The organism is Bacillus sp. FSL R5-0447 (assembly GCF_038606125.1).
Classification (GTDB): domain Bacteria; phylum Bacillota; class Bacilli; order Bacillales; family Bacillaceae; genus Bacillus; species Bacillus velezensis.
The window spans coordinates 1985454-1998443 of sequence record NZ_CP152012.1 but is presented as its reverse complement, the minus strand read 5'-3'; the positions used below and the strand labels follow the sequence as shown (position 1 = coordinate 1998443).

The following is a 12990-nucleotide window of genomic DNA, read 5'->3' as shown; positions in this document are numbered from 1 at the left end:
ATCTTTCAATGAGCAGTCTCAGACTTAATTTATCCATTGAAAACAATTGATCACCTCTTTATGTATAAAATTGTTGTTATTCAGAAATAATTTCATGCACCCTTCTTAATTGATCCAGAGTTAAATCAGCCGTCGACCACCTATCAAAGACCGATCGTATATCAAACATTAACTTTTTCTTCTCTTCCTTATCAATAATCTCTTGTTTTGATAAATAAAGCTCCCAGTCAGGACTATATTCTGTCACTTCTCTCATATCTTCCAAAGAAAATTTGAACATGCGTCTTATTTCTGTCTCTCCCGTATTTCCAACATAGAAATATTTCCTTCCCTTTTTTAACACAACTTTCTCTAGAATATCTTTTCTTCCATATCGTGCGGCATTATTGATTGGTTTAAGATATACTGTTGAGCCAACCTTTATTAATTGACTTTTATCCAAATTAATTCTCTCCATTCTGTTTAAAATATGCATTTTATTTTATTTTTATCCTTGAAATATGCATGTTCCGCTGTTGTTTTAACTTGATTTAAGTATAGCATGACCATTTTAAATAATCAATAATAATTTTATTTTTATTCTAAAAGTGCGTATTTTATTATGATGTAAGCATGAGAAGCTTCGATGTATCCAGGATATAATAAGAAGCGTTATTTACCGTTTCACTGTAAGATTGCGCACCCTCAAAATCATTAATTACGTCTTTTTCTTCTGCCGTCATATCCTGATATTTTATCTTGCCATACGAAGGAGGAAGCCAGTTTTTCTTTTGGCTGCCAAAGATATTAAATTTCTTTAGAATTTCCATATCTTTGAAATCGATGTGACATGTCCCTTTTTTATAAAAAGTTACATAGAAGTACTTTAACTCTATTTTTTTCGTCTCCCCATAATGCTCAGCTAAATTTAAAGTTTCAACAATATTTATGTCTTCTGTCAATCCATTGTCAAGATAATTGAAAACTTTTTCGATATCTTTCAACTTTTCTAAGACCTTATAGTCTGTTGGATTATACCGACCATCTAGCCAGCTATACACGTTCAATGGAATAATTATTTTTTTATTAATTTTATATGATTTATTTGTTTTCCACCCATTATATAAGTGCACATTTTTTGATGATTCATCATAGTAATGCTTGTGGCTAAATTCTTCAAAAAGGTTAAGTATTGTATCTTCTACGCCCTGCGTCATCTCTTTACTCATCTGAATTCTTAATGTATAGATATTGAACAAAGAAAAATCATAATCTTTTAATTCCTCAACGTGCTGCAAATACTTTTGTTTCAGATTGCTTGTGAAGAGCCCCATAAATTGATCATTGTTAAATAACGTATTCCAATACTTCGCCCTAATTTGTTTTATATATGCATTCTCTATGTCATTTTCTTCGGTATTCTTATCAATTTGCAGCTTCAATATTGGAGTACTGTCATCATTGAAACTATGCAGCATTAAGGGTTTCAAACTGTTGTATTCATTGATTAATTTTAAACCCGCTTTGATTTCATAATTGAATTGTTCTACAATCCCTTTTATAAAGTCTGCATTCACCAACTGTGTTGCTTTACAATCCTCATTAATTCTATGAAACTCATCTTTTTTCAATTCTTCTATTAGAACGCTGTTATATTCTTGCTTTTCAATGCATATGTATATTAGTGCCGTTTCAACTTCTGTGCTTCGCTCTGAACCCTGGAAACCGTTATGAATGTATTCGACTTCTGCATTTATTTCTTCTAGTTTACGTATGAGAAATTTTCTGTCATTTGAATACGGATTTTTTAATGTTTCGGCGTTCAATAAGCAAACAATCTGGCCGGATCTTTGTTGCTTTTCAATTAATTCAATCGCCTTTAATAAATGTTTAACACCACTACTAAAAGGTGGATTCATAAAAATCAAATCATACTTCTTGTAAGTGTTAAACGTCAGAAAATCATCTGCAATCACTCTGTAATCTTTGCCTCTAAGTATGTGTCGTAAGTTTTCATCTTGTTCAATTGTATCAATGTCATATTTCGAATTCCTTCTATAGTTGCTGGTGTTTTTAAATTGATTGTGAATAGCTTCTACTAAATTCCCTTTGCCTGCTGAGGGCTCCAGAACGGAGTTAATGTACTTCCATTCTACTTTAGATGTCATTTTTCGGATTAACTGTGGTGGTGTCGGATAAAAATCCGGATTATCTTTAAACATTTTGAGCTCCCCTTTTTAGGGAATGAGATGTTTTCCCATCCCCTCATTAGTTTATAGATTAGGCTTATAAGTGTTGATTATTGGTTTGAAGCTTTTTTTATTTAAATAACCTAAAACCTCATCGAATTGTCTTTTGTCGCAAGAGTGGTACTTACTATGAATTATTTTCATTCCATCTGGTTTAACCTCTACATTATTCAATACTGTTTCGGGCAGCGAGTGCCACCCTTTGAACATCAATAATTCTGAATAGAAGTGACGAAAATATAATTTTCTTTTACTTTCAGGCCGGTATGTCAACTTGACTGCATTATCATATTGGGCATATTTAGTTGGCCGGTAACTGTCATATGTTATTCTTTCAGTAATTAAAGATCCAAGATCAGATATGTGAAACAGAGTATATTTTTCACCTTTTTCAAGATCAGCATTTTTAAATTGTTCTTGAATACTGTCAACTTCATGGAGAATTCTGTATAAAGCAGTTTTTAATTTTTCTGCATCTGCTTGTTGGATAACATTTTTACTTAAATTTAAATTATTCAATTTCAATTTTTCTTTGAGTGAAGTTTTATATTTGTCCCAGTCTTCATTGTTCCAGGTTGCAAATATATTTAATTCTTCAATGACTGAGCTAGAAAGATCTTCTATTTTTCTCGCTTGATATTTTAACTCCTGCAATTCTTCTTCTTTTAACGCTTGCTTATGAGAAATTGACTTTTCAATTTTGGCATTATCCACTAAGCCAACATATCTCGCATAAGAATGGCCTTGAGCGTCTATAATAAATTGCAATTTCCCATCATAGTACACTCCTACGCCATATAAATTCCATTTGACTGTGTTCTTTTCAAGATCGTCCATATTGTAATAATCAATCATTGAGTTGATTCTGTTGTCTTCCGTAAAACTTCCACCGGTTTCCGCAAGAAAATCAAAATCATTTAAAAGCAAGTTAGAAAAGTTGCTTAAAGCTTCTTCAGTATTGAAATGTACTTCTTTTGTAATTTTCACATTTTCAAGTCTGTAGTCACCTTTAGCAACCTCGTCTTTGTATTGATCAAGTGTTTGATTTTTGTTTAAGTTGGCAAACTGTGCATCAATAACAAAATACTCCTGATCTTCATTCAGTTGTTTTACTACAATGCTGCTATAGATATTTTCGACTTGCTTCTTTTCTTCTTGTTGCTGTCTCTTGTATTCAGCATTTTTGAGCTCTTGCTCTTTTAAATATTCCTGAAGTTCTTTTTCTTTTCTCGCTTTCTCGGCTCTTTCGAATTCTTCCATCTTTGAATCAAACAGTGTCATATCTTCTTTAATTTCTTCTGTTTGTTCTGTCACTGTGTATTCCCAATCTAATGAAACACGACCATAGAAATTGTAACTGCCTGCGTAATCAGTGTATGGATCTGCTGGGCTGTAGCAATGGCGATAATTGTTTAAAAGACTGTTGCAATAATCATAAATCGCAGTCAAATAAGTTGAGCCTTTTTCATAAGGGCTTGCTTTGATTTTGATGTTAATAGTGCTATGTAAATAGCTTCCCCCAGTAGTAACAGAGAATTTGCATTGTGGGAAACGTTGTCTTATATGCTTTCTTATTTCCTTTGCCATTTCTTTTACTTCTTGTTCCTTATTTACTTCTAATTCACTCCATTGTGTTGCATCCCACAGACTCATATTTACACCCTTAGCTTTCTTTTTGGTTTTTGTGATTGTTTTAGAAGATGAGATTTCTTGTTTAGTGACACCATTAGCGACCTGCATTGATTTTTCTGTCCGTTTGCTCCACCAACATTTTTTGAATCCAGAGTATCGAAAACCGTTTGATTTAAGGTGAGTTAAAACCTCTTGTTCTGGTTTACTATCAAAATAAAGTTCAATCCCGTTTAACTCTTCGTTAATTCTTAAAACAGCTGTCATTTTCAACCTCTCCATTCTTTATAATAATTTTATTTTTATTCTAAATGTATGTAATCCTTTGACTTGATTTAATTTTAACATGATCACTTTAAATATTCAATAGTTATTTTATTTTTATTCTAAAAAAGAAAAACATATTATCGAGGTTCAGCTTGCTGAAACGAGACGGCCGTAAAGGCACTTTCTTTACGGACGAATTTATTATTTTTTATTTAATTATTACCCCTCTTCCCCTTTAAGGGACACACCCTTCAAACCCTTGGGACAGTTGACTTTTTTTTGTGATTTATTGCTTTATTTGCAATAAGGATTATAAATCATTATTTAACCAATCAATTAACATTAATCTCATTCTTCTTGATGGAATATAAATTGAAATCGAATCATTATTTCTTATGCTGCTTCTCCATATCCATTGAATCATCTCTGAAAGGGCAAAATAAGTCTCATCAACTTTAATACCCTTAGAGCTAAAGTATTCAACTAATAAGGGATTACAATAACGATTAATAGCATAAACTAGTGTATTTTTATGACTATGTTCATTTGTAGACCGGATATTACATGGTATGAATCCCTTAGTATATCCCTTGCCTGAAAGCCTTGGTTTATAATCAATAAACGTTGTCCACATATTAAAGTTTGATTTAGACTTACATATGTTCTGAAAGTAATTCAGGATATTATTCTGCAGTCGTTTATGTAAAACCCTTTTATTTCTGTACCATCCTTTTGATAAAGAGTACTTTTCTTCACCGATTTTATTAAGATCACCATCATATACATTTATATTGATTTTAATTTTATTCTTAATGTGCTTATCGGCTGCTGAATCATAAGGCACACACTTATATTTTCCCTTATCTTTTTTAATCATATATTTCTCATAAGGAATATTGTTTAAATCATAATAATACTTCTGCAACTGTCCATCGAACAGATATGTTAAGTTGTATACCTCTTTAAACAATTTGAATATGTCAGCAGGGAAGTTCCAAAGTATGACTGAATCATTATGTAATATTAAGTTGTTATTTAATGCAAGCTGTTTCAAGTGTTTAAACTCTCCATCATATTCCCTTTGCATATTCTTTTCTTGTTCCATGTTCCAGATTATTCGATCGTCTTTATTTATTATCCAGTTATTTTTAAATAACATATCCAGGTCATCTGCAGATATGTTTAACTGCTTTACAACCTCTATTGCCTCGTCTAGTATCAAAGTATAATTACCTGAATAGATGAGTTCTTTTGTTGTCTCATTTGCCATCTTAAAGAGTGCGTGTGTAGTTGCTATATTCTTATTATCTGAAAGGTGCTTATGTAACGAATCCAGTTTATAAAATGTTTCTCCGTTTACGCTGTGTATCTTAGGTTCAATAAACTTCTTATCTGGACACGCTTCCTTGATCCTCTTTACCTCATCAAGATAAGGTGTAATAAAAATAAACTTATCGTCTGTAGGTGCTTCATTCATTTTTTGTATCATGTAACTTGTCTTACCTGATCCCATTATAGAATCAATTATTTTAATTTTATTCATAATAAATATAGACTTCCCCCTTTAATATTAAAAATAAAGGAACGGATAAATATTTTACCGCTCCTTCTCATATATGAAATTCAATTGTTGATTCTTTCTTCAAGATCATGAATACGTCTTTCAAGTCCAGAAAATTTCTTATCATTGTATCGGTGGTCACTTTCAATATTCTTGTTAATAATCTTAAGCATGGATACAACCTCTTCAGGCTCATTTTCTTCGATTCGTTTAACCGTTTCTTTAATATCCTTAACGTCCTGCTTAATTGTGTTAATATCCCTGGAAAGTTGCTGTATTGCTTCAAGGATCTTTTCCATTCCGCTCACCTCTAATACGCTTAGTATAGCATGATGTTACCTAGATTTGTTTACCTTCTTTTGGCGTATAACAAAGTAACCGATCCATAACAAAATGATAATGATACACGTTACTATGAAGATAGCCGTAATAAGCGACTGTGTTCCGCTGCTGAAGTAATCTTTGATGACGAGGAACAATAAGAATAAAACAATAAATGTTATGTTCGTAAACCATAATGAGAATCGTTTCATATTTACAATGTGCTTGTCCATGTTATAATATGGGTAGTAACTAAAGGGGAACTTAATCCCCTTTAGAGGTTTATCGGCGTATACGTTTGCGTTGTCTCTTGCTACGGAGTCGCTTGCGTGTACGCTTTTTCTTTTTGCTTTTCTTATTCTTCATCAGGTTTTGAATCTTCTCAGCTATCGTTAAACAGTTGATGATCAAAACCGTGATAGGAATAAGGAAAGCAATTGTTATACCCACTTTCTCAAGCACTCTTTTCACCTCCTTTCCTATAACTCTATTATAGCACATTTTTCCTACAAAGTCATTTTATTTTTACTCTTAAAACGGATTTTTTAAATTATTTCGGACATTATTTATGGGTGTTTATAGGCTGTATAAGGCGTGTATGTGGATTGGACACCCAATGATACTATGATTAATTTAAAATTGATTCTAGGTGTATTAGAATGCTTCTGATGGTGTTGTTAGTGTGTTTTGGGATGGATATATGATGATGTGTGGTGAAGGAATTGGATGGAGATGATTAGGCAAGATGAGGATATGTAATGGTGGATGTAACGAGATGAAGGAATATGATTAGAGTGAATATAAAATAGGTGTGTGGATTAGATGAAAATTGTATAGGATAGATAACACTTCGATTCATTCCCCTTCGTTATACACACGATTATTTTTAATGAATGGGTATTCACTTTTAAATTGACCGCTTTATTATTTTTTCAAAAATAAATATTGTTTTTCATTTGAAATTGTGTTAGAAGTCTAAATTTATCAGCCAAATCATAAAAACCCTACATAACGTATCTTATATAGGGAATTCAATACCAATATATAGGGGGTATATTAACATCTAAAGGCCAAAAAACAGGAACAAATGTACCCCTAGCACTTCCATTTCCACACCCAACTTATTTTTTCACTTTCCCATTTTTCAGCCTATTTTCACATCGTAATCGCTATCGTAAAAGCCTAAAATATCAATGTTTTTCTACCCCTCATTCTCCCCTTTTTCATCAGATTTTTAACTCAACGACCACTTTTCCTCTCTCCTGCCTACGTTTTACGATCACAAAATACCTATTATCCCCTTTGACAGCTCTAAAACATTGCTATATCAACTAAATAACCCTTTCCGATCTTCATTTACGATAAGCACTTTTTCAGCTCACGATCACCAAGGGGGTCATAAAAAACCAAAATAAAAAAGCCACCTTAGTAGGCAGCCTCCTTTAAAATTAGCGCTTTAGTCTCTTCAGTGCCTCCATATACGAGGTCTTTTTCGATTCTCTGTTCTCCAGTTTCTTCGGTTTAAATAAATCCTCTCTACGTCGATTCTTAGCTTTATAAACAGTTGTTTCTTTAATCTCAGTGTTCCCATTTTCAATTAAATCATCTAACCGCTTCATCCGCTCATTGATCCAGTTTAATCCACTAAGGATCGTTATCGCCCTATTCCCTTTATCATAATGTCCTTTAAATAAGTCTAGGGGCATCTTATTAACAAAGATATTAAACAGCTCATTATACGATATATGCTCTGTTAAGAATTCATGAACATCCAGAATAACTCCAGCTCTCATCACATTTGTAAACTCAACAGGAGTGAATATCGAATTGTTCCACGACTTTTGTATATCGTCATGCAGCTTATCAAAATACTTACCCTCATTTGTAAATTCATTGAGGTCTGTTTGAGCAATAGTCATGATTCCTGGTGTGTCAAAAAGCTGATTTAAATCCTTCCTGTCTAATGTACTGATCTTTGATCCTCTATCCGTGTAATTGAGCAAAACTTCAATTAAATCAAGGAACATCTTGTTTGTTTCCTTGTATAGTCTGCTCTCAGAAATCTTCCCTTCATATTTACTCAAAACCATTTGATTATCCAAAGGTAAAACACATGTCTCTGGCATAGATAAGTCATCAAGCAACTCCAGTGAATTCATCTGGTTAACCAATACTTCATTGTTGTCAGGAAGGATTGGTACAGCAACTATTGTTTTATGAGTAAGACATTCGTTTAACAATTCTAATAATATAGGAGCTACCCCTGAACCGGTTCCACCAGCTGCAGAGAAAACAACAAAAATAACTTGTACTGAAGGTTTTTCCATTGTGTTCTTTATAAACTCAATTGATGACTCCCAGTTATTTTTCATATGTTTCGCTGCTACGCTTCTATCTTTACCTACTCCTTCTGTCCCTACCAGATGAAGCTTATCTTGAATATTGATCAATGAATTAAGGTCTGAAAGTGAATAATTTATTGCGACAGAATGAAATCCTCTCTTCATCGCTTCATCTGCTACACTTCCACCGGCCTGCCCAATTCCAATAAAGCCAAACATTAAACCCTCTCCCCTTCTAATTGATATCTCAAAGCTTCTTGTCCATATTGAGTAATAAAAACTGTATGCTCTTTACTGTTTTTAACTATATTAATAAACTGCAAGGCCTCTAAACGATCTATGCTCTTTCTAAAGGTAGCATCAGTTAACTGAGTTTTTGCTTGAATGGTTTTCTTCCTAATTGATTTAAACTTTAAATCAGCCCCTTCATCGCTCAATAAGCCTAGAATATACAAATCATTTCGAGTTAAGTTGTCAATTACTGAATCAAAATAAGTATCCATGTGACCCCTCCTTAATATCTTGTGATTTTGAAGTATCTTGGTTGATCTACGATTATTATATTGTTTATTTGTATTTAAATGCAAATATTTTTGTATCTTAATGCAAATAACTACACTCTGCTTGTATGTAAACCAGTCATTTTATAAAATTTATTCAAACAGCAAAAGGATGATTTAAATGGAATATAGGGTTAAAAGTAAGTTGGATTCATTTCTAAGCAGCAAAGGTATCGAAAAAGGCTGGTTAGCAGAGCAAATAAAAGCTGAAAGAGCAAGTATATCTAGATGGTGTAAAAATGACAGCGAGGGATTTGCAACCGTCCTCCCTAGTACATACAATCTTTTATTGATGGCACATATTCTAAATTGTAAAGTTGACGATCTTTTTGAATTAATCGAAATTAAATCCAATTAACTTTGGATTTTTATGTTTACAAGAGTAAAAATAAAATATATAATAAAAACACAACCACATGAAGTGGTCTTTATTTTAATCATTTTAAGAATAAAAATAAAATAGTATGGAGGTGTAAGATGAAAAAGCAGTATTTATTTAGTCATTTAATGGGGTTTATTGAGGGAAAAGTAGTCGATGGGACAGCAACACCCGAAGAAGAACACCTTTATCAGGATTACAAATGGTACGGAAAGATTAAAAAACAAAGCTTTACATATCGAAGTTTAGTAAATCAATATCTTAATAGCGAATATTAAGCACTTTTAGAGTAAAAATAAAATATACGGAGGGGATTGGTTGAAAAGAAAAAAGGATGGATTGTCTAAGCAAGTTCACATATACAGTGTGGACACATCAGCATTTTATAATGACAAAGAAAATTCATTACATAATAGGATTTTGAAGTCTTATAGATACAGAGATTATCTTAAGACATTAGATAGTGTACATAATAGACATAAGAAATACATTTCGCAAAGAATTACATACCTTAAAGAATGCCTCTATTCCGCATTCGATGAACATAATGACATAAGAACACTTCGAACTGACAGTTTAAGAGACAACAAAGTGATTTCATTATTTGATTCAGTGTTAACTCGAACCCTCGGGATTAAAGAAAACACCCTTTCTGAGGAAATCATGGTTGTCCAGACTTATCATTTTGAGGTATTGAAAGACATTATTGATCAAGGATTTTTACATAACAATGAAAAATACGTTTATTTCACGAGTAGCGCCGGTCAAATTCGCACAAAGAAATCATGTTTCATTAAAAAAAGCACCTACGACAAGTATCAGGATGCTTTGACCTGTGGCTTGAGCATTGAAAAGATTAATTCCCTTGGAGGGAGCAGCATTAACAAATGGAATAGCTATATGGCCCTATCAAACAGCGCCAGTAGCCCTTGGGAGATCGATATTGATAAAGCAATTGTTGTCAACGACCTAGAAACGGATGTATCAAGCCTTGTTGACTATATTGACCGAGACACCTACGAAATCACACGAAAAACAATGAACATTCCCATTGAGCATACAGATGGCTGCGGAATGATACTCCCCACTCTAAGTCGTAAAAGCTTCATGGTAAGGCTCCCGTGGGTAAAGGGTTTATTAGTCCCTTTTGATTTTCGTAAATTTGCTGAGGAAAACAAAGCTTTTAAAGTAACTGATATATACGGCAAGGAATGGGACGTAGTGAAAGATGATGTTCAAATTATCTTCACTAAAAGTCAGTTTAAAATGTGGAAGTATTATTCATCGTGGGAAGAATATCAAGGCAATTACAAAAAATATGGATGCTTAGGGGCTAAACTCAACGAAGAAGACCCTTCTGTTGAAGGTAAACTCACTTATCAAATGCTTCAGACACTTACAGATATCTCAGATGAAGAATTAATTCAGATGAGCTCAAAGACTGTAAAAGAGATAACCACATTGGGAACTGATAAAGAGACCATGTTAAGAGTTCTTGGAGCTACGGAGAAAAAGAAACATCGGACAGCTCTTCAGGACGCTTTACTTCTATATCCAGAACTTCTTAACGATGATCACACGAAAGAAATTATTAAAAATAAAAAGAAAAGCATGATTAAAGATGCCAAATCAGGAAAATTGCTTGTGGATGGTGCTCGTTATACATATTTATGTCCTGATCTGTATGCTTTCTGCGAAAAGTTATTTCTGAATATCCAGAATCCAAAAGGACTACTTTCAGGAAATGATGTCCATTGTTCTTTATATGATGAAGGGTATATTGACATCCTCCGCTCCCCTCACCTATATAGAGAGCATGGTGTTAGATGGAACAAAAAAGATGAGAAATATGAAAAATGGTTCATTACCCCAGGTGTTTACACAAGCATACATGATCCGATATCTAAGTTGCTGCAGTTTGACAATGACGGGGATAAGGCCTTAATTATTTCTGATGAGTTAATCGTCAATATTGCCAAGCGTAATATGGAAAACATCGTTCCATTGTATTATGAAATGTCTGTAGCCCAGAAACAAGAGATTAATAGCAAGAACATCTATGAGGCACTAACGCTTGCTTATGGGATCAATATCGGGGAGTACAGCAACAACATCACTAAGATATGGAACTGTGGCAATATAAATCTGGACGTGATCAAATGGTTATGCATGGAAAATAACTTTACTATCGATTTTGCAAAAACCTTATTCATGCCTACCCGACCTAATCATGTTGATGAAAAAATTAAAGATTACATAAAAAATAAAGTCCCCCACTTCTTCATCAATGCAAAGGATAAAGAAGAACATAGCGTTGAGTTAATTAATGAAAGCACAGTAAATAAGTTAGACTCCATTATCCCTTCTGACCGAATTAATTTCGCAGCTGTTGCAGGAAAGTTCGATTATCGTTTCCTTCTTAAGAACAAGGATATTAAATTGGACGATGCAATTATTAGTGAATACAAACGATTAGACCAGAACAAAAAATGGCTCATGAATGTTGAAGACATTAAGCCTGGACAAAAACTTTATGTTTATAAGGTCATTAAAGACAGATTATTGAAGATTCATAGCGACGAGCAATATGTTACTGATGTTTTAGTTAAACACCTATACAAGAAAAAGAGCAAGTTTAAGACAACTTTGTGGGAGTGTTTTGGAGAAAAGATTTTGTTAAACTTAGAGTGCAATTTTAAAAAGTTTAATCAGTGCGGAGGGTGTGGGAAATTATTCAAACCCGTAACAAATAGACATAAAAAGTGTCAAAATTGCTCTAAAATTGAGCGAAGGGATTATCAAAAAAATTTAATGCGTAAAAAGAGAAAAGAAGTTGTTAGCATTTAGAAAGTGCTCTGAGCCTTACTCCCCCAAGGGATACAGCGATTTTACCGGAAAAAGTTTAACAAAAAAAGCGCCTTAAACCCTTGATATGACTGGTCTGAAAGCCTCTTTTGAGATAATCCCCATAAGGGAGAAAGAAAGCTAATTTCCACATATAAGGGTGAGTACGTCTCCCATTTTTCAAAAAAAGCACAAACGTTACCGTAATTATACTTTAACACAAAAATAAACAATATCACTAGGAGGAATTAAAACATGAACAAAACAGAATTTGTTGGAGAAGTTGCAGAAAAATTAGGAGTTACTAAGAAAGAAGCTGCGCCTAAAGTAGAAGCAGTATTTAATGTGATCGTTGAAACACTTACAAAAGGTGAATCAATCAAGATTCCAGGAGTTGGAACGTTTGAAGTTCGTGAACGTGCAGCACGTAAAGGGCGAAATCCACAATCGGGTGAGGAAATTGATATTCCAGCTACAAAGGCACCTGCCTTCAAGGCTGCAAAAGCTCTAAAAGACGCAGTAAAAGCTTAATAATATAAGTGAAGGATTAGTACTCCCTCCCCCTATAAATGTGGTGGCGGAATAGGTAGACGCTTAGACGAACATAAGGACGGTACTGTGAAGTAGACTACAGGGCTACATAATAGTCGATTTGGCTAACGGTTGTTGAAATCTGTCCATGAGAGGTGCAAATCCTCTCCCGCATTCATCTCCAGGTTAATTAGAGTTATTTTATTGATGGCATGGGGGTGTCGTCAATAATAAGCTGTTTACTGATATGTGGGATATCAGTTCTCGGCTAATATTCATTTGTTTGAGGACTTGGAATGCCAGGGTTTCGGATAAGTGGATATTAGCG

12 protein-coding genes are annotated in these 12990 nt (G+C 33.6%); 4 read left to right on the top strand and 8 right to left on the bottom strand.

Annotation, left to right across the window (positions count from 1 at the left end; genetic code table 11):
• Nucleotides 1-76 precede the first annotated feature (76 nt).
• The 8 genes from NYE68_RS09870 to NYE68_RS09835 all read right to left on the bottom strand — a co-directional run bounded on the left by NYE68_RS09870 (nt 77) and on the right by NYE68_RS09835 (nt 8851).
• On the bottom strand, nt 77-442 hold the full coding sequence (locus NYE68_RS09870; RefSeq protein WP_217002439.1) for a hypothetical protein: 366 nt from the start codon (nt 440-442) through the stop codon (nt 77-79).
• A gap of 157 nt (nt 443-599) precedes the next feature.
• Nucleotides 600-2201 carry a DNA N-6-adenine-methyltransferase gene (locus NYE68_RS09865; RefSeq protein WP_342494090.1) on the bottom strand — a complete coding sequence of 534 codons (1602 nt, stop codon included), beginning with the start codon at nt 2199-2201 and terminating at the stop codon, nt 600-602.
• A 51-nt stretch (nt 2202-2252) separates the two neighbouring features.
• Complete coding sequence (locus tag NYE68_RS09860; protein ID WP_342494089.1) at nt 2253-4124, bottom strand: LPD29 domain-containing protein; 1872 nt, start codon at nt 4122-4124, stop codon at nt 2253-2255.
• 310 nt (nt 4125-4434) lie between these two features.
• Nucleotides 4435-5667 carry a hypothetical protein gene (locus tag NYE68_RS09855; protein ID WP_053574275.1) on the bottom strand — a complete coding sequence of 411 codons (1233 nt, stop codon included), beginning with the start codon at nt 5665-5667 and terminating at the stop codon, nt 4435-4437.
• A gap of 80 nt (nt 5668-5747) precedes the next feature.
• Entirely contained in the window at nt 5748-5984 is a 237-nt protein-coding gene (locus NYE68_RS09850) for a hypothetical protein (RefSeq protein WP_053574274.1), read from the bottom strand.
• Between the two features lie 304 nt (nt 5985-6288).
• Nucleotides 6289-6468 (bottom strand): hypothetical protein, encoded by a 180-nt coding sequence (locus NYE68_RS09845; protein WP_038458712.1) that lies wholly within the window; start codon nt 6466-6468, stop codon nt 6289-6291.
• Between the two features lie 986 nt (nt 6469-7454).
• Nucleotides 7455-8567: a cell division protein FtsZ gene (locus NYE68_RS09840; protein ID WP_342494088.1), complete on the bottom strand. Its 1113-nt coding sequence runs from the start codon at nt 8565-8567 to the stop codon at nt 7455-7457.
• The gene (locus NYE68_RS09835; RefSeq protein ID WP_053574271.1) at nt 8567-8851 is read right to left on the bottom strand and encodes a hypothetical protein; all 285 of its coding nucleotides are present in this window, start codon (nt 8849-8851) and stop codon (nt 8567-8569) included. Before NYE68_RS09835 ends, NYE68_RS09840 begins: the two co-directional genes overlap by 1 nt.
• A gap of 178 nt (nt 8852-9029) precedes the next feature.
• Here NYE68_RS09835 and NYE68_RS09830 point away from each other — a divergent pair, with 178 nt between their 5' ends.
• The 4 genes from NYE68_RS09830 to NYE68_RS09815 all read left to right on the top strand — a co-directional run bounded on the left by NYE68_RS09830 (nt 9030) and on the right by NYE68_RS09815 (nt 12662).
• Nucleotides 9030-9266: a helix-turn-helix domain-containing protein gene (locus NYE68_RS09830; protein ID WP_020954165.1), complete on the top strand. Its 237-nt coding sequence runs from the start codon at nt 9030-9032 to the stop codon at nt 9264-9266.
• Between the two features lie 119 nt (nt 9267-9385).
• On the top strand, nt 9386-9565 hold the full coding sequence (locus NYE68_RS09825) for a hypothetical protein (RefSeq protein ID WP_053574270.1): 180 nt from the start codon (nt 9386-9388) through the stop codon (nt 9563-9565).
• A 40-nt stretch (nt 9566-9605) separates the two neighbouring features.
• Nucleotides 9606-12134 (top strand): hypothetical protein, encoded by a 2529-nt coding sequence (locus tag NYE68_RS09820; protein WP_215532394.1) that lies wholly within the window; start codon nt 9606-9608, stop codon nt 12132-12134.
• 252 nt (nt 12135-12386) lie between these two features.
• Nucleotides 12387-12662, top strand: coding sequence for an HU family DNA-binding protein (locus NYE68_RS09815; RefSeq protein ID WP_053574266.1), 276 nt, complete (start codon nt 12387-12389; stop codon nt 12660-12662).
• The last annotated feature ends 328 nt before the right edge of the window (nt 12663-12990 follow it).

What these genes read in the sequence shown, in the direction of transcription:
- NYE68_RS09865 (WP_342494090.1), bottom strand. Translation starts at nt 2,201, where the DNA reads ATGTTTAAAGATAATCCGGATTTTTATCCGACACCACCACAGTTAATC.
- NYE68_RS09860 (WP_342494089.1), bottom strand. Translation starts at nt 4,124, where the DNA reads ATGACAGCTGTTTTAAGAATTAACGAAGAGTTAAACGGGATTGAACTT.
- NYE68_RS09855 (WP_053574275.1), bottom strand. Translation starts at nt 5,667, where the DNA reads ATGAATAAAATTAAAATAATTGATTCTATAATGGGATCAGGTAAGACA.
- NYE68_RS09850 (WP_053574274.1), bottom strand. Translation starts at nt 5,984, where the DNA reads ATGGAAAAGATCCTTGAAGCAATACAGCAACTTTCCAGGGATATTAAC.
- NYE68_RS09840 (WP_342494088.1), bottom strand. Translation starts at nt 8,567, where the DNA reads ATGTTTGGCTTTATTGGAATTGGGCAGGCCGGTGGAAGTGTAGCAGAT.
- NYE68_RS09835 (WP_053574271.1), bottom strand. Translation starts at nt 8,851, where the DNA reads ATGGATACTTATTTTGATTCAGTAATTGACAACTTAACTCGAAATGAT.
- NYE68_RS09830 (WP_020954165.1), top strand. Translation starts at nt 9,030, where the DNA reads ATGGAATATAGGGTTAAAAGTAAGTTGGATTCATTTCTAAGCAGCAAA.
- NYE68_RS09825 (WP_053574270.1), top strand. Translation starts at nt 9,386, where the DNA reads ATGAAAAAGCAGTATTTATTTAGTCATTTAATGGGGTTTATTGAGGGA.
- NYE68_RS09815 (WP_053574266.1), top strand. Translation starts at nt 12,387, where the DNA reads ATGAACAAAACAGAATTTGTTGGAGAAGTTGCAGAAAAATTAGGAGTT.